The sequence below is a fragment of the Paraburkholderia sp. BR10954 genome (assembly GCF_040965775.1).
In the GTDB taxonomy this organism is placed as follows: Bacteria; Pseudomonadota; Gammaproteobacteria; order Burkholderiales; family Burkholderiaceae; genus Paraburkholderia; species Paraburkholderia youngii.
In genome coordinates this window covers 83,376-99,030 of sequence record NZ_JBFRCK010000025.1, presented here as the reverse complement: position 1 = coordinate 99,030, position 15,655 = coordinate 83,376, and the positions used below count along the sequence as shown (strand labels likewise).

At 63.6% G+C, this 15,655-nt stretch carries 17 protein-coding genes; 10 read left to right on the top strand and 7 right to left on the bottom strand.

Annotation, left to right across the window (positions count from 1 at the left end):
- Positions 1–18: 18 nt before the first annotated feature.
- The 10 genes from AB4Y34_RS28695 (at position 19) to AB4Y34_RS28650 (ending at position 10,658) form a co-directional block, all read left to right on the top strand.
- On the top strand, positions 19–390 hold the full coding sequence (locus AB4Y34_RS28695) for an SMR family transporter (RefSeq protein WP_013089326.1): 372 nt from the start codon (positions 19–21) through the stop codon (positions 388–390).
- A gap of 176 nt (positions 391–566) precedes the next feature.
- The gene (locus AB4Y34_RS28690; protein WP_368717917.1) at positions 567–1,718 is read left to right on the top strand and encodes a DegT/DnrJ/EryC1/StrS family aminotransferase; all 1,152 of its coding nucleotides are present in this window, start codon (positions 567–569) and stop codon (positions 1,716–1,718) included.
- A 6-nt stretch (positions 1,719–1,724) separates the two neighbouring features.
- Positions 1,725–2,768, top strand: a complete 1,044-nt coding sequence (locus AB4Y34_RS28685) for a glycosyltransferase (protein ID WP_176377880.1) — start codon at positions 1,725–1,727, stop codon at positions 2,766–2,768.
- A complete protein-coding gene (locus AB4Y34_RS28680) occupies positions 2,765–3,694 on the top strand; it encodes a formyltransferase (protein WP_176108675.1) in 930 nt (309 codons plus the stop codon). The genes AB4Y34_RS28685 and AB4Y34_RS28680 overlap by 4 nt, the downstream gene beginning before the upstream one ends.
- Complete coding sequence (locus tag AB4Y34_RS28675) at positions 3,691–4,737, top strand: bifunctional UDP-4-keto-pentose/UDP-xylose synthase (protein WP_176108676.1); 1,047 nt, start codon at positions 3,691–3,693, stop codon at positions 4,735–4,737. Before AB4Y34_RS28680 ends, AB4Y34_RS28675 begins: the two co-directional genes overlap by 4 nt.
- A gap of 10 nt (positions 4,738–4,747) precedes the next feature.
- Positions 4,748–5,641, top strand: coding sequence for a polysaccharide deacetylase family protein (locus tag AB4Y34_RS28670; protein ID WP_176377881.1), 894 nt, complete (start codon positions 4,748–4,750; stop codon positions 5,639–5,641).
- A 205-nt stretch (positions 5,642–5,846) separates the two neighbouring features.
- The gene (locus tag AB4Y34_RS28665; RefSeq protein WP_368589002.1) at positions 5,847–6,308 is read left to right on the top strand and encodes a peroxiredoxin; all 462 of its coding nucleotides are present in this window, start codon (positions 5,847–5,849) and stop codon (positions 6,306–6,308) included.
- 355 nt (positions 6,309–6,663) lie between these two features.
- Positions 6,664–8,502 (top strand): PhoH family protein, encoded by a 1,839-nt coding sequence (locus AB4Y34_RS28660; protein ID WP_176377883.1) that lies wholly within the window; start codon positions 6,664–6,666, stop codon positions 8,500–8,502.
- Positions 8,503–8,714: 212 nt separating this feature from the next.
- Complete coding sequence (locus AB4Y34_RS28655; RefSeq protein WP_368717916.1) at positions 8,715–9,800, top strand: NlpC/P60 family protein; 1,086 nt, start codon at positions 8,715–8,717, stop codon at positions 9,798–9,800.
- Between the two features lie 51 nt (positions 9,801–9,851).
- Positions 9,852–10,658: an SDR family NAD(P)-dependent oxidoreductase gene (locus AB4Y34_RS28650; RefSeq protein WP_176377885.1), complete on the top strand. Its 807-nt coding sequence runs from the start codon at positions 9,852–9,854 to the stop codon at positions 10,656–10,658.
- Positions 10,659–10,824: 166 nt separating this feature from the next.
- Here AB4Y34_RS28650 and AB4Y34_RS28645 read toward each other — a convergent pair whose 3' ends face one another.
- From AB4Y34_RS28645 to rpsF, 7 genes are all read right to left on the bottom strand, one after another.
- Positions 10,825–11,835, bottom strand: a complete 1,011-nt coding sequence (locus AB4Y34_RS28645) for an inorganic phosphate transporter (RefSeq protein ID WP_176377886.1) — start codon at positions 11,833–11,835, stop codon at positions 10,825–10,827.
- Entirely contained in the window at positions 11,835–12,461 is a 627-nt protein-coding gene (locus AB4Y34_RS28640) for a DUF47 domain-containing protein (RefSeq protein WP_013089315.1), read from the bottom strand. Before AB4Y34_RS28640 ends, AB4Y34_RS28645 begins: the two co-directional genes overlap by 1 nt.
- 115 nt (positions 12,462–12,576) lie before the next feature.
- On the bottom strand, positions 12,577–13,965 hold the full coding sequence (locus tag AB4Y34_RS28635; RefSeq protein WP_176108683.1) for a replicative DNA helicase: 1,389 nt from the start codon (positions 13,963–13,965) through the stop codon (positions 12,577–12,579).
- Between the two features lie 166 nt (positions 13,966–14,131).
- Complete coding sequence (gene rplI / locus AB4Y34_RS28630; protein ID WP_368717915.1) at positions 14,132–14,584, bottom strand: 50S ribosomal protein L9; 453 nt, start codon at positions 14,582–14,584, stop codon at positions 14,132–14,134.
- Positions 14,585–14,611: 27 nt separating this feature from the next.
- The gene (gene rpsR, locus AB4Y34_RS28625) at positions 14,612–14,887 is read right to left on the bottom strand and encodes a 30S ribosomal protein S18 (RefSeq protein ID WP_008922421.1); all 276 of its coding nucleotides are present in this window, start codon (positions 14,885–14,887) and stop codon (positions 14,612–14,614) included.
- Between the two features lie 2 nt (positions 14,888–14,889).
- Complete coding sequence (gene priB, locus AB4Y34_RS28620) at positions 14,890–15,189, bottom strand: primosomal replication protein N (protein WP_176108684.1); 300 nt, start codon at positions 15,187–15,189, stop codon at positions 14,890–14,892.
- Between the two features lie 68 nt (positions 15,190–15,257).
- Positions 15,258–15,632 (bottom strand): 30S ribosomal protein S6, encoded by a 375-nt coding sequence (rpsF, locus tag AB4Y34_RS28615; protein ID WP_013089311.1) that lies wholly within the window; start codon positions 15,630–15,632, stop codon positions 15,258–15,260.
- Between the last annotated feature and the right edge of the window lie 23 nt (positions 15,633–15,655).

The window sequence follows — 15,655 nt, the reverse complement described above, 5'->3', positions numbered from 1 at the left end:
CGAGAACCAGACCGTTCGATGAACCCGATTTCCCTCTTCTGCATCCTCGCCGGCGTCACGCTGAACGCCGGCGCGCAGCTGCTGCTCAAGGCCGGCACGAATGCCGTTGGACACTTCGAATTCACCCGTGCGAACATCCTGCCCATCGGCTTCAAGCTGGCAACGCAGCCGCCGATCATCGGCGGGCTCGCCTGCTACGTGATCAGCGTGGCGGTATGGATCATCGGGCTCTCGCGTGTGGACGTGTCGATCGCGTATCCGATGCTGTCGCTTGGCTACGTGGTCAACGCGATCGCCGCGTGGTATCTGTTCGGCGAAGTGATGTCGGTGCAGAAGCTGGTCGGCATCGGCATCATTCTGGTCGGCGTGGTCGTGCTCGCGCGCAGCTAGGCGCCGCGCCTCGCGCAGGAACCCGCGCGGCACACGAGCCGCCTAAGCCTGACGTAAGGTAGGGCGCGGTAAGCTGCACGGTTGCGTTTTTTCCGCCGCGGCCTTGGGTTTGCGCGTAGTTTGTGGTTTACTTCGCGCCCGTCGGGCCGCGCCCCTTTCAATCGAGCGATGCATTCATGAGCCAGTCACAAGTCCCGTTTTTGCCGTTTGTCAAACCCGAGATCGACGAGGAAACGATCCAGGGCGTCGCCGACGTGCTGCGTTCCGGCTGGATCACCACCGGCCCGCAGAACCAGAAGTTCGAGGCAGCGCTGTCCGAGTTCTGCGGCGGCCGCCCGGTGCGCACGTTCAATTCCGGCACGGCGACGCTCGAAATCGGCCTGCGCATCGCCGGCGTCGGTCCCGGCGACGAAGTCATCACGACGCCGGCCACCTGGGTGTCGACCTCCAACGTGATCCTCGAAACCGGCGCGACGCCGGTGTTCGCCGACATCGACCCGGTCACGCGCAACATCGATCTCGATCTGCTCGAAAAAGCCATCACACCCCGCACCAAGGCGCTGCTGCCGGTGTACCTGTCCGGTTTGCCGGTTGACATGGACCGTCTGTACGCGATCGCCCGCGAGCACAAGCTGCGCGTGATCGAAGACGCCGCGCAGGCGTTCGGCTCGACCTGGAACGGCGAGCGCATCGGCAAGCTCGGCGACATCGTGTCGTTCAGCTTCCACGCGAACAAGAACCTGACCTCGGTCGAAGGCGGCGCGCTCGTGCTGAACAACGAGGAAGAAGCGGTGCTCGCTCAAAAATACCGGCTGCAGGGCATCACGCGCACCGGCTTCGACGGCATGGACTGTGACGTGCTCGGCGGCAAGTACAACCTGACCGACGTCGCCGCGCGCGTCGGCCTCGGCCAGCTGCCGCATCTGGAGCGCTTCATCGCACAGCGCAAGAAGCTCGTGCGCGCGTACTTCGCGCAGCTCGAAGGCGGCGCGGCCGTGAAGCTCGGCGTCGGCCTGCCCGTCGCGGACTTCCAAAACAGCAACTGGCACATGTTCCAGATCACGCTGCCGCTCGAAAAACTGTCGATCGACCGCGCCGGCTTCATGGGCGAACTGAAGGAGCGCGGCATCGGCTCGGGCGTGCACTACCCTGCGCTGCACCTGTTTTCCCTGTACCGCGCGCGCGGCTTCAAGGAAGGCATGTTCCCGCACGCCGAACGCTTCGGCGCCACCACCGTCACGCTGCCGCTCTTCACCCTGATGAACGAAGGCGACGTCGAGCGCGTGTGCCGCGCGGTCAACCAAATTTGCGAACACTACGGAAAGTAAGCGGACATGACTTATTCGGAACATCGCGCCGTCGCACCGGAAGTGTCGATCATCATTCCGGTGTACAACGAGGAAGCCGGACTGGCCGCGCTGTTCGCGCGCCTCTATCCGGCGCTCGATGCACTCGGCACCGGTTATGAAGTGATCTTCATCAACGACGGCAGCCGCGACAAATCCGCGGCGCTGCTCGCCGGGCAGTTCCGCGCGCGGCCCGACACGACGCGCGTGATCCTGCTGAACGGCAACTACGGCCAGCACATGGCAATTCTCGCGGGCTTCGAGCAGTCGCGCGGCGACATCGTAATCACGCTCGACGCCGACCTGCAGAATCCGCCCGAGGAAATCGGCAAGCTCGTCGCGAAGATGCGCGAGGGCTTCGACTACGTGGGCACGATCCGCCGGCAGCGCCAGGACAGCCTGTGGCGCCGCAAGGCGTCGCGCGCGATGAATCATCTGCGCGAGCGCATCACGCGCATCAAGATGACCGACCAGGGCTGCATGCTGCGCGCGTACAGCCGTCACATCATCGATACGATCAACCGCTGCGGCGAAATCAACACGTTCATCCCCGCGCTCGCGTACACGTTCGCGCAGAATCCGGTGGAAGTCGAGGTCGCGCACGAAGAACGCTTCGCCGGTGAGTCGAAGTATTCGCTGTACTCGCTGATCCGCCTGAATTTCGACCTCGTTACCGGCTTCTCGGTGGTGCCGTTGCAATGGCTGTCGTTCATCGGCGTGATCCTGTCGCTAGGCTCCGCGGCGCTGTTCGTCCTGCTGCTGATTCGGCGTTTCATCATCGGCGCGGAAGTTCAAGGTGTGTTCACGCTGTTCGCTATCACCTTCTTCCTGCTCGGCGTGATCATCTTCGCGCTCGGCCTGCTCGGTGAATACATCGGCCGGATCTATCAGCAGGTGCGTGCGCGGCCGCGTTATCTGGTGCAGACCATTCTCGAAGAACGCGACGGCGGCGCCGTCGCCGAAGCGCCGCGTCAGACCGTCGTGCCAGGCGTGCAGCCGGTGCCGGTCGCCGATCAGGGACATCAGCCATGAAGCCGCGCGCCGTCGTATTCGCGTATCACAACGTCGGCGTGCGCTGTCTGCAGGTGCTGCTCGCGCGTGGCGTCGACGTCGCGCTCGTCGTCACGCACGAAGACAACCCGAGCGAGAACATCTGGTTCGGCAGCGTGGCATCGGTGGCGGCCGAGCACGGCATCGCCGTCGTCACGCCGGCCGATCCGAAGAGCCCGGAACTGCGCGCCGCGGTGAGCGCCGCGCGCCCGGACTTCATCTTCTCGTTCTACTACCGCCACATGCTGCCGCCCGATCTGCTCGCGATCGCCGCACGGGGCGCTTACAACATGCACGGCTCGCTGCTGCCGAAGTATCGCGGCCGCGTGCCGACCAACTGGGCGGTGCTCAACGGCGAGAGCGAAACCGGCGCGACGCTGCACGAAATGGCCGCAAAACCCGACGCCGGCGCGATCATTGCGCAAACACCGGTGCCGATCCTCCCCGACGACACCGCCGCGCAGGTCTTCGATAAGGTCACGGTCGCCGCGGAGCAAACGCTCTGGCGCGTGCTGCCGGCGCTGCTCGCGGGCGAGGCGCCGCATCTGCCGAACGATCTCGCGCACGGCAGCTACTACGGCGGCCGCAAACCGGAAGACGGCCGCATCGACTGGAGCCAGTCCGCGCAGCAGGTCTACAACCTGATCCGCGCGGTCGCACCGCCGTATCCGGGCGCTTTCACGGATCTGAACGGCCATCGTTTCATCGTTGCACGCGCGCGTCTGGCCGTGCCCGGCGCGCTCCGCTCGGATTTGCCCCCGGGCCTGCACGTAAGCGATAATGCCGTTTTCGCAATTTGCGGCGACGGCCGCGCAATCAACATCCGCGAATTGCGGCACCAGCACGATGGCGGCGAGACTGCCGTCAGTCCGGCGAAATTCGCCCAGCTCATCCAATCTCATTCATGAAAAAAGTCCTGATTCTGGGTGTGAATGGCTTTATCGGCCATCACCTGTCCAAACGCATTCTCGAAACGACCGACTGGGAAGTGTTCGGGATGGACATGCAGACCGAACGTCTCGGCGACCTCGTCAATCATGAGCGGATGCACTTCTTCGAAGGCGATATCACGATCAACAAGGAATGGGTCGAATATCACATCAAGAAGTGCGATGTGATCCTGCCGCTCGTCGCGATCGCCACGCCCGCAACCTATGTGAAGCAGCCGCTGCGCGTGTTCGAACTCGACTTCGAGGCGAACCTGCCGATCGTGCGTTCGGCCGTCAAGTACGGCAAGCACCTCGTGTTTCCGTCGACCTCCGAGGTCTACGGCATGTGCACGGACGAGCAGTTCGATCCGGAAGAATCGCAGCTGTCGTACGGCCCGATCAACAAGCCGCGCTGGATCTACGCGTGCTCGAAGCAGCTGATGGACCGCGTGATCTGGGGCTACGGCATGGAAGGCCTGAACTTCACGCTGTTCCGTCCGTTCAACTGGATCGGCCCGGGCCTCGACTCGATCTACACGCCGAAGGAAGGTAGCTCGCGCGTGGTCACGCAGTTCCTCGGCCACATCGTACGTGGCGAGAACATCAGCCTCGTCGACGGCGGCGCGCAAAAGCGCGCATTCACGGATATCGACGACGGCATCAGCGCGCTGATGAAGATCATCGAGAACAAGAACGGCGTCGCCACCGGCAAGATCTACAACATCGGCAATCCGACCAACAACTTCTCGGTGCGCGAGCTCGCGCACAAGATGCTGGCACTTGCGGCCGAATTCCCCGAATACGCGGACTCGGCCAAGAAAGTGCAACTGGTCGAAACGTCGTCGGGCGCGTACTACGGCAACGGCTATCAGGACGTGCAGAACCGCGTGCCGAAGATCGACAACACGAAGCAGGAACTCGGCTGGGCACCCACGTCGACTTTCGACGAAGCGCTGCGCAAGATTTTCGAAGCGTATCGCGGCCACGTCGCGGACGCCCGCGCACTCGTCGAACAGCAATAAGGGCGCCTCCTTGGCTCGCATCGTCCTGAAGATCGACGTCGACACGCTGCGCGGCACCCGCGAAGGCGTGCCGAATCTCGCGCGCATCTTCGACCGTTTCAAGGCGCGCGCCACCTTCCTGTTCAGCCTCGGGCCCGACCACACCGGTTGGGCGATGCGACGCGTGCTGCGGCCGGGTTTTCTGAAGAAGGTGTCGCGCACGTCGGTGGTCGAGCATTACGGCGTCAAACAGCTGATGTACGGCGTGCTGCTGCCCGGTCCGGACATCGGCGCGAAGGCCGCGGCCGAGATGCGCGCGATCCACGAAGCCGGCTTCGAGTGCGGCATCCATACCTGGGATCACGTGTACTGGCAGGACAACGTGCGCGCCAAAGATCGCGCGTGGACCGTCGCGCAAATGCAGCAGAGCCACGCGCGCTTCATCGAGGTATTCGGCACGCCGCCGGTCACGCACGGCGCGGCGGGCTGGCAGATGAACGGCCACGCGTTCGAGCAGATCGACGCGTGGGGCATGCACTACGCGTCTGATGGTCGCGGCCACTCGCCGTATCTGCCGGTGGTCGACGGCAGGACGCTCAAGCACGTGCAGATGCCGACCACGCTGCCGACGCTCGACGAAGTGCTGGGTGTCGATGGTGTCGACACGCACAACGTCGCCGCGTGGATGCTGAAACAAACCGAAAAAAATCCGCACGACCAGGTGTTCACGCTGCACGCGGAACTCGAAGGACAGAAGCTCGCGCCGGTATTCGAACAGTTGCTCGAAGGCTGGCGCGCGCAGGGCCACACGTTCGCCACGATGGGCGATTACTACGCCACGCTAGACCGCGACACGCTGCCATCGTACCCTGTTACGTGGGGTGAGATCCCGGGGCGCTCCGGCGAACTGATCGTCCAGCCCTGAAGGGCCGCGGCGCGGTGCGAAAGTCGTCGTCGGTAAGCACGCCGCTTGCTGCCTGCCCGTTCGCCGCGTGGCCTGCCGATCTGGCAGCCGCAAGGCAACCGCAAGGCCGCACGCCGACCGAATCCTCGAACAACAACAACCTCGACGACAGACCGGCCGACGCCGCGGCACCTAGCGACGCCGGCCCCAACCACCGGAGAACCTCGTGTCCATCGCAGTCGACCAACCCATCCCCGACTTCACCGCCGCCGCGACGGGCGGCGAAATCACGCTGTCAAAGCTGCGGGGCAAGAAGGTGGTGCTGTATTTCTATCCGAAGGACAACACGCCGGGCTGCACGACCGAAGGTCTGCAGTTCCGCGATCTGTATCCGAAGTTCAAGAAGGCCGGCGCGGAAGTGATCGGCGTGTCGCGCGACAGCTTGCGTTCGCATGACAACTTCAAGGCCAAGCTCGAACTACCCTTCCCGCTGATTTCCGATCCGGAAGAAACGCTGTGCACCCTCTTCGCCGTCATCAAAATGAAGAAAATGTATGGCAAAGAGGTACGGGGAATCGAGCGCTCCACGTTCCTCATCGACGCCGCTGGCGTGCTGCGCCAGGAGTGGCGCGGCGTCAAGGTGCCGGGTCACGTCGACGAAATTCTGGAGGCTGTACAAGCGCTTTGATGCGCGTTATATTGGGCCGCAATGAGTGCCTGCCCACCCCATATTTTTCTCCGCTGCGCCAGCTCTGACGGCCGCTTGACCGGGTCCACCGGTGCCGTTCCGAGCGTGAGGCGCAATGCGAGCATCATCGTCGAGCCGCTAGCCCCGAATGCCGGGGCGGCGGCTTTTTTAATTGCGCGCGACCGCTCGTTCACTGGTTCGCGCGCTTCCGTCAAGGAGCCTATCGAAGACCAGGCGAACCGGCATCTCTAGACCGAATGCGCGCCTCCTCGCGCAGACTGGGTGCCCCATGAAGGCATCGTCAGAATGCGACGGGCGGCGCACGATATGCGACCCGATCATTTCGAGGGAAACCATGCCTTTGCCTACTCCCCCCAGCAAGCTCGGCAATCTTTTGTCGCCTGACGAATACAAGGCCAAAGCCGTCACGCCCGCGCGCTCCACTGCGAAAAAACAGGCGCGTGAAGGGGAATCCGCAGAGTCGGCCGATTACGGCCGCGCCAATGTTGCCACCCCGATGGCGCACGCCGCCAATGCCGCCACCACGTTGTGGCCCGTGCCCGCCGTCGAATCGCCGCCCGCCGCGCAACCCGCGCCGGCGCGTGGCCGCAAGACCAAACAGACCGCCGCCCTGTTGCAGCCGGTTCCATCCGGGCGCTCGCAGCTCGGGGACGACGAGACCGCAGCGCAACCGGTCGTCGCACGCGCGAAGCACCCCACGGCCGAAACAGCCGCTGCACCCGCCGCGGCGACCCCGGCCGCCACGCGCAAGAAACGCGGCGCCAGCGCCGCGCCAGTCGAGGTGCAGAAGCTTTTCGTGCTCGACACCAACGTGCTGATGCACGATCCGAGCTGCCTGTTCCGCTTCGAGGAGCACGACGTCTATCTGCCGATGATGACGTTGGAAGAGCTCGACAACCACAAGAAGGGAATGTCGGAAGTCGCGCGCAACGCGCGTCAGGTGAGCCGCACGCTCGACGCGCTCGTCGCGAACGCGGGCGACATCACCGGCGGCATTTCGCTCGCGCGGCTGGGCAGCCGCGAGGCATCCGGACGCCTGTTCTTCCAGACCCGGCTGACCGCGATCGAGCCCGTCGAAGGGCTGCCCGAAGGCAAGGCCGACAACCAGATCCTCGGCGTCGTGCGCGCGCTGCAGCGCGATCGCGCGGATCGCCAGGTCGTGCTGGTGTCGAAAGACATCAACATGCGCATCAAGGCGCATGCGCTCGGCCTGCCCGCCGAAGATTACTTCAACGACCAGGTGCTCGAGGACAGCGACCTGCTGTACACGGGCATCCGCGCGCTGCCGCAAGACTTCTGGACCCGGCACGCGAAGGGCATGGAAAGCTGGCAGGACACCAAAACCGGCACCACGTACTACCGTGTGACGGGTCCGCTGTGCGCTTCGATGCTGGTCAACGAGTTCGTTTATCTGGAGCCGCAGAACGGCGAGCCCGCGTTTCATGCGCTGGTGCGCGAGCTGAACGGCAAGACCGCGCTGCTGCAAACGCTGCGTGACTATGGCCACCACAAGAACAACGTGTGGGGCATCACGGCGCGCAATCGCGAGCAGAATTTCGCGCTGAACCTGCTGATGAATCCGGAAATCGACTTCGTCACGCTGCTCGGCCAGGCCGGCACCGGCAAGACGCTGGTCGCGCTCGCGGCGGGCCTCGCGCAGGTGCTCGACGACAAGCGCTACAACGAGATCATCGTGACGCGCGCGACGGTGCCGGTCGGTGAAGACATCGGCTTCCTGCCGGGCACTGAAGAGGAAAAGATGCAGCCGTGGATGGGCGCGTTCGACGACAACCTCGAAGTGCTGCAAAAAACCGACGACGCCGCCGGCGAATGGGGCCGCGCCGCGACCCAGGAGCTGATCCGTTCGCGCCTGAAGATCAAGAGCATGAACTTCATGCGCGGCCGGACGTTCGTCGACAAGTATCTGATCATCGACGAGGCGCAGAACCTGACGCCGAAACAGATGAAGACGCTCGTCACGCGCGCGGGTCCGGGCACGAAGATCATCTGCCTCGGCAACATCGCGCAGATCGACACGCCTTACCTGACCGAGGGCAGTTCGGGCCTGACCTATGTGGTCGACCGCTTCAAGGGCTGGGCGCACAGCGGGCACGTGACGCTCGCGCGCGGCGAGCGCTCGCGCCTCGCTGACTACGCGTCGGAGATTCTCTAGGCGTTCGGAGGTCCTTTTCCGGCTTTTCATCGCAAGCCGCGTCCGGTTCGTTCCGGGCGCGGCTTTTTTATTGCGCCGGCGTTCTTCGCAGGCAACACTTAGCGCACAAACTTCAAGTAATTTATCAACAATTCTTGCGGCAGCCTTGTTGGGCGGCTACCATCCCGACATCGCCAGTGAGTAAATGGGCGCTTACCGCCCGTGCCGTCTTCATGCGCCGACTCGCCCTATCGCTGCTGCCCGTCCTGCTGCTCGCCGCCTGCGCCGGCGCGCCGCAGAAGAGCTCGCGCGGGTCTGGCGGCACCGTCGTCGCGAACGGCGCCTATCACGCGCCGCCGCCCGGCTTGCCCCATTTCGTCGATCACAGCATCGGCCGCGAGGAAATCTCGATTCAGGCAATGAGCCTCGTCGGCGTGCCCTACCGCTGGGGCGGCAACACGCCCGACAGCGGCTTCGACTGCAGCGGTCTCGTGCGCTACGTGGTGCTGCGCGCGGCTTCGGTGAACCTGCCGCGCACGACGGCCGAGATGAGCGGGCGCGGCGAATCCGTCGAGCCCGAGGAAATCGCGCCCGGCGATCTGATCTTTTTCAATACGACGGGGCGCGCGCATTCACACGTCGGCATCTACGTAGGCAAGCTGCGCTTCGTCAACGCGCCATCGACCGGCGGCACGGTGCGGCTGGACTATCTGACCAATCCCTACTGGGCGAAGCGTTTCGACGGCATCCGCCGGATGGCGGGACCGGCGGCGACGCCCGCGCCATTCGATACGCCGAGCTATCAGGCGGCGGCGCCGCAAACGGAGCGCGCTGCCGCGGGCGCCGCCGCGACGGTGGCGGTTCGGCCAGCATCGACCTCTACCGGCGCGCTCCCCGCGACCGGTGCAGGTGGCGGCACGCCCGTCGCGCAAACCGATCAATTCGAGCCGCCGCCGTCGGGCCTCAGCGACGCGCAACTGCAGGCGCGCTCGGCGGGCGCCGTGGCACCGCCGCTGGTCCCGGCGGCTCAGACACGCATGTACGAAAGCGGTGCTCCTTCACCCGCTCAACCGATGCAGCCCGCCACGACCGCCCGCGTCCTCCCGCCAACCGCACCCGACGCGATCGATGCCGCCGCCGATGCATTCGAACCGCCGCCGCCCGCTTCCATCGCGGAACGCCAGGCCCGTCAGGCACAGCAGACCGACGGCACTGGCGCCGTGCAGCTGATGCGCGCGTCGACTGCTTCCCATGGCGCGCCCACACCCACGCAAAGCAGCGACGACCCGATCGCCCGTTTCGCGAACGGCAACTTCTGAGGCCGTGATCTGCTATCGTCATCGATATTCTTTCGACGGCGGGTAACGACCATGGAACTCGGGCTCAAAAATAAGGTGGTGCTCATTACCGGCGGCAGCAAGGGCATCGGTTTCGCCTGCGCGCGGGCCTTCGCACAGGAAGGCGCGAAGGTCGCGATCGTGTCGCGCGACCCCGCCAACCTCGCGCGCGCCTACGAACAGCTGAAACAGGAAGGATTCCACGTGCATCGCACGCGTGCCGACCTGCACGAACCGCACAGTGCCGCCGATATCGTCGAGGAAGTCAGCGCCGCGGTAGGACCGATCGACGTGCTGATCAATAGCGCCGGCGCCGCGCGCCGGTACGACCCTGAGACGCTCGATGCCGACGCATTTCGCGCGACGATGGAGGCGAAGTATTTCCCGTATATCTATCCGCAGCAGGAAGTGCTGCGCCGTATGGCCCAGCGCGCGAAGGCCAACGGCGGCGCCGAGCCGGGCACGATCGTCAATATCATCGGCATGGGCGGCAAGGTCGCGAGCGACATCCATATCGCGGGCGGCGCGGCCAACGCGGCGCTGATGCTTGCAACCGTCGGCCTCGCGCACTACTACGCGCGCTATGGCATCCGCATCAACGCGATCAATCCGGGTGCGACGCTGACCGAGCGGGTCGAGGAAGCGGTCCAGCTGGAGGCGGCGCAGCAAGGCATCGGCAACGACGAGGCGCTCGCGCGCGGCCAGGCCCGGATGCCGCTCGGCCGCTACGCAAAGCCTGAGGAAATTGCCGACGTGGCGCTGTTCCTCGCGAGCCGCCGTGCAAGCTATGTGACGGGCGCGATCATCCCGATGGACGGCGCAAACGCACCGCTGATCTGAACGGATCGAGCGACGCGCCGGTCCTCAGGACGACGCAAGCGCGCTTTCAATCGAACTGCGTAGGGAAACCGATGCGATGCAACGGGCGGCATCGAGCCGAAGCCCGCGCGTGCTGTTTAGCCAGACTCAGCCAAATCGAGCAGCGCAGGCCTGCATCGCAAGGTGATTACAGGAAGTGGTGACCCAGCCACCATGCTCCGCCGGACAGCAGCGCGGACGCCGGGATGGTCAGAATCCACGCCCACACGATGTTACCGGCGACGCCCCAGCGCACCGCGCTCAACTTCTGTGTCGCGCCGACCCCGACGATCGCGCCGGTGATCGTATGCGTGGTGGAGACGGGGATGCCGAGCGCCGACGCGGTGAACAGCGTGAGCGCTCCGCCCGCCTCCGCACAGAAGCCGCCGACCGGCTTCAGCTTCGTGATTTTCTGCCCCATCGTGCGCACGATTCGCCAGCCGCCGAACAGCGTGCCGAGACCCATTGACAGATAGCAGCCGCCGATCACCCACAGCGGCGGCGCATTCGCCTTCATCGACGCAAAGCCGGTTGCGATCAGCAGCATCCAGATGATGCCGATGGTCTTCTGCGCGTCGTTGCCACCGTGACCAAGGCTGTACAGCCCAGCGGAAAGCAGTTGTAGACGGCGGAAGCGCCGGTCGACCTTGCTCGGCGGCGTGCGGAAGTACAGCCACGACACCAGCAGCATGAAGAACGAGCCGAGCACGAAGCCCAGCAGCGGCGAAACGAAGATGAACGCGACGGTCTTCATCAGACCGTCCCAGTTCAGCGCCCCCCAGCCCGACTTGGCGAGCGCCGCGCCCACGAGCCCGCCGATCAGCGCGTGCGACGAACTGGACGGAATGCCGTAGACCCAGGTGATCACGTTCCACGCGATCGCGCCGGCCAGCGCGCCGAAGATCACGTAGTGATCGACGATGTCCGGATCGATCGTGCCCTTGCCGACGGTTGCGGCCACCTTCAGGTGAAACACGAAATACGCGATGACGTTGAATGCCGCCGCGAACGCCACCGCCTGCTGCGGCTTCAGCACGCCGGTCGATACGACCGTGGCGATCGAATTCGCCGCATCGTGAAAGCCGTTCATGAAGTCGAACACCAGCGCAATGGCAACCAGGCCGGTTACGACCCAGATAGCGAGTTGTATCGATTGCATTATGCGTTTTCCAGCACGATGCCTTCGATGATGTTCGCCACATCCTCACACTTGTCCGTGATCGTTTCGAGCAGCTCGTAGATCGCCTTCAGCTTGATCAGGACCTTGACGTCGTCTTCCTCGCGGAACAGCTTCGACATCGCCGCGCGCAGCACGCGGTCGGCTTCCGATTCGAGCCGGTCGATTTCCTCGCAGGCCTTGAGGATCTGGCGCGCCTGCTTCATGTCCGACAGCAGGCTGACCGCGAATTGCACGCGCTCGCAGGTCGCCGTGCAGATATGCGCGAGCTGGCTCGCCTCCGACGTGACCGCTTGCACGTCGTACAGCGAGATCGCGGTGGCGACGTCCTCCATCAGGTCGAGGATGTCGTCCATCGTCGTGATCAGCTTGTGGATCTCGTCACGGTCGAGCGGCGTGATGAAAGTCTTGTGCAGCAGGTCGATGGCTTCGTGCGTGAGCTTGTCGGCCGCTTTCTCGGCCTTTTGCACGTTTTGCTTGTGGATTTCGGCGTCCTGCAGATTGTCGATCAGGAGCTCGAGTTCGCGGCTTGCCGAGATGATGCACGTTGCGTGCGAATTGAAGATTTCAAAGAACTTGCCCTCGGTGGGCATGAATCGACCGAACATTGGGATCCTGGAAATGGGTCACGTAATGGCTGACATAAAACCGCCATATTGTACCGTTCCGCCATCATTGCCGCACTCGCTACAGCGCCGTTACAACAGGCCCCGGCGCGTCGTGTCACTCGCCGCCGTAAAAGTTCTGCGCACCCGCAAAATTGTCGAATTTCGTGTATTGACCGTGGAACGTGAGGCGAACCGGGCCGATCGGACCATTCCGCTGCTTGCCGATGATGATCTCCGCGGTGCCCTTGTCGGGGCTGTCCGGGTTGTACACTTCGTCGCGGTAGATGAACAGGATCACGTCGGCGTCCTGTTCGATAGCGCCCGATTCGCGCAGGTCCGACATGATCGGCCGTTTGTTCGGCCGCTGCTCGAGGCCGCGATTCAGCTGCGACAATGCGATCACCGGTACGTCGAGCTCTTTCGCGAGGCCCTTCAGCGAACGCGAGATTTCCGAGATTTCGGTCGCGCGGTTTTCGCCCGCCGACGAGCCGCTCATCAGTTGCAGATAGTCGATGATGATCAGCCCGAGCTTGCCGCACTGGCGCGACAGCCGGCGCGCGCGCGAGCGCAGTTCCATCGGGTTCAGACCGCCGGTTTCGTCGATGAAGATCTGCGCCTCGCTCATCTTCTGCACCGCGTGCGTGAGCTTCGGCCAATCCTCGTCGGTCAGACGCCCGGTACGCATGCGATGCTGATCGAGCCGGCCGACCGAGCCCAGCATACGCATCGTGAGCTGCGTGCCCGGCATTTCCATCGAGAACACCGCGACGGGCAGTCCGTACTCGACCGCGACGTACTCGCCGATGTTCATCGAAAACGCCGTCTTACCCATCGACGGACGGCCCGCGACGATGATCAACTCGCCGCCGTGCATGCCCGAGGTCATGCGGTCCAGATCGACGAAGCCGGTTGGCGTGCCGGTCACGTCGCTCGGATTGGCGGTGTGATAGAGCGTATCGATCCGTTCGACCACCTGGGTCAGCAGCGGCCCGATCTCGAGAAAGCCCTGGGTGCCGCGCGCGCCGTCTTCGGCAATCGAAAACACCTTCGATTCCGCTTCGTCCAGCAATTGCCGGACTTCCTTGCCTTGAGGGTTGAACGCGTCGGCGGAGATTTCATCGGCGACCGACACAAGCCGGCGCAGCACCGCGCGGTCGCGCACGATTTCCGCGTAGCGGCGGATATTGGCCGCGCTCGGCGTGTTCTGCGCGAGCGCGTTCAGGTAAGCGAGGCCGCCGACCTCTTCCGCCTTGCCCGAAGTGCCGAGCGCTTCGTAGACGGTGACCACGTCGGCCGGACGCGTGGCCGCGATCAGCTTGCCGATGTGCTCGAAGATGATGCGGTGGTCGTAACGGTAGAAGTCGCTCTGCGCGAGGAAGTCGGCAATGCGGTCCCATGCCGCGTTGTCGAGCAGCAGGCCGCCCAGCACCGATTGCTCGGCTTCGATCGAATGCGGGGGGACTTTCAGCGACTCGAGTTGGGGATCTTTGGACGGTGCGTTCATGGGGAGGAATTATCGGGCAATCCGACGACGGCTGCGAGCGGAAAAAACGCCAACTCGGGGATACTCGTCGGATAGTCGGGCACAAAAAAAGCAGGGGCCGGTTACCCGGCCCCTGCCCTTCACCAGCTAAGTGCTGGCTGATCCTGCGTAATGCTCAGCGGTCGACTTAGACGTGCTCGCCGATCACCGCCACCGTCACATCGACGAGAACGTCGGTGTGCAGCGAAACTTGAACCGGGTGCTCGCCAACCATCTTCAGCGGGCCTTCCGGCAGACGCACCTGCGCCTTTTCCACCGCGAAGCCTTGCTTGCCCAGTGCTTCAGCGATGTCGGCATTCGTCACCGAACCGAACAGACGGCCGTCGACGCCAGCCTTCTGATGGATCTGAACCGTCTGGCCTGCCAGCTTTTCGCCTTGAGCCTGAGCGGCTGCCAGCTTTTCAGCGGCGACCTTTTCGAGTTCTGCGCGGCGCACTTCGAATTCAGCCAGGGCTTCTTTCGTTGCACGGCGAGCTTGCTTGTTCGGGATCAGGAAGTTACGTGCGTAACCGTCCTTGACCTTGACGATGTCGCCCAGGTTACCCAGATTGACGACTTTTTCCAGAAGAATGATTTGCATTCGGATGCTCCTTATCGCGTCGTCGGGTTAGGCCTTGTGCTGGTCGGTGTACGGCATCAGCGCGAGGAAACGCGCGCGCTTGATAGCCGTGTCCAGCTGGCGTTGATAGTGCGCCTTGGTACCCGTGAGACGTGCCGGCGTGATCTTGCCGTTCTCGCCGATGAAGTCCTTCAGCGTTTCGATGTCTTTGTAGTCGATGTACTCGACGCCAGCGGCCGTGAAACGGCAGAACTTCTTGCGCTTGAAGAGCGGGTTCTGTTGCTGACGACGCTTGTCGAATTTCTTACCAGTCGGGCGGGGCATGATTAGTCCTTTCCAATGTCCTGCAATGCTGTGATGTGAAATACCAGAGTTCGCGCGTTTCGGTGCTTTTTAGCCAGAAAACCTGTGAAGAGCGTTTCGACGCCCATCTGACAGTTTTCGAGCTTGCCGCTCGCTTCGCCCGCGGCGACCGCCTGCATGGTCAGTTCGACCTGACGGGCAATGCCCGCCTCGACGACTTCCGTGCGGTGGTGCAACGTGCAGCTTGCAATCGGAACGCCGGCGGGCGTGTACCGCACCGCTTCGCGTTCGACGACGCTCGCCGTGAGTTGCAGCCGGTTCATGTACTTGAGATGCCTTCGTGTACGTGAGCGGAGCGACGCTGCGTGTCTGGTAGCTTAAATAGTGTGTCTTAAGCCTGCGCTTCGGTCGGCTGAGCGGCTGCCGACTTCTTGGCTTCTTCGCGCTGCACTTCCTTCATCATCGGCGACGGGCCGGTTTCGGCCTTCTTCATCTTGACGATCAGGTGACGCAGAACGGCGTCGTTGAACTTGAACGCGTGTTCCAGCTCGTCGAGCGTGGTCTGGTCGCATTCGATGTTCATGCAGACGTAGTGAGCCTTCGCGAGTTTCTCGATCATGTAGGCCAGTTGGCGACGGCCCCAGTCTTCGACGCGGTGGATCTGACCACCGTGCGACGTGATCGTGCTCTTGTAACGCTCGATCATGGCGGGCACTTGCTCGCTTTGATCGGGATGCACGATAAAGACGATTTCGTAATGACGCATTACACACTCCTTGTGGATTAAAG

What these genes read in the sequence shown, in the direction of transcription:
- AB4Y34_RS28695 (WP_013089326.1), top strand. Translation starts at nt 19, where the DNA reads ATGAACCCGATTTCCCTCTTCTGCATCCTCGCCGGCGTCACGCTGAAC.
- AB4Y34_RS28690 (WP_368717917.1), top strand. Translation starts at nt 567, where the DNA reads ATGAGCCAGTCACAAGTCCCGTTTTTGCCGTTTGTCAAACCCGAGATC.
- AB4Y34_RS28685 (WP_176377880.1), top strand. Translation starts at nt 1,725, where the DNA reads ATGACTTATTCGGAACATCGCGCCGTCGCACCGGAAGTGTCGATCATC.
- AB4Y34_RS28680 (WP_176108675.1), top strand. Translation starts at nt 2,765, where the DNA reads ATGAAGCCGCGCGCCGTCGTATTCGCGTATCACAACGTCGGCGTGCGC.
- AB4Y34_RS28675 (WP_176108676.1), top strand. Translation starts at nt 3,691, where the DNA reads ATGAAAAAAGTCCTGATTCTGGGTGTGAATGGCTTTATCGGCCATCAC.
- AB4Y34_RS28660 (WP_176377883.1), top strand. Translation starts at nt 6,664, where the DNA reads ATGCCTTTGCCTACTCCCCCCAGCAAGCTCGGCAATCTTTTGTCGCCT.
- AB4Y34_RS28655 (WP_368717916.1), top strand. Translation starts at nt 8,715, where the DNA reads ATGCGCCGACTCGCCCTATCGCTGCTGCCCGTCCTGCTGCTCGCCGCC.
- AB4Y34_RS28650 (WP_176377885.1), top strand. Translation starts at nt 9,852, where the DNA reads ATGGAACTCGGGCTCAAAAATAAGGTGGTGCTCATTACCGGCGGCAGC.
- AB4Y34_RS28645 (WP_176377886.1), bottom strand. Translation starts at nt 11,835, where the DNA reads ATGCAATCGATACAACTCGCTATCTGGGTCGTAACCGGCCTGGTTGCC.
- AB4Y34_RS28640 (WP_013089315.1), bottom strand. Translation starts at nt 12,461, where the DNA reads ATGTTCGGTCGATTCATGCCCACCGAGGGCAAGTTCTTTGAAATCTTC.
- AB4Y34_RS28635 (WP_176108683.1), bottom strand. Translation starts at nt 13,965, where the DNA reads ATGAACGCACCGTCCAAAGATCCCCAACTCGAGTCGCTGAAAGTCCCC.
- rplI (WP_368717915.1), bottom strand. Translation starts at nt 14,584, where the DNA reads ATGCAAATCATTCTTCTGGAAAAAGTCGTCAATCTGGGTAACCTGGGC.
- rpsR (WP_008922421.1), bottom strand. Translation starts at nt 14,887, where the DNA reads ATGCCCCGCCCGACTGGTAAGAAATTCGACAAGCGTCGTCAGCAACAG.
- priB (WP_176108684.1), bottom strand. Translation starts at nt 15,189, where the DNA reads ATGAACCGGCTGCAACTCACGGCGAGCGTCGTCGAACGCGAAGCGGTG.
- rpsF (WP_013089311.1), bottom strand. Translation starts at nt 15,632, where the DNA reads ATGCGTCATTACGAAATCGTCTTTATCGTGCATCCCGATCAAAGCGAG.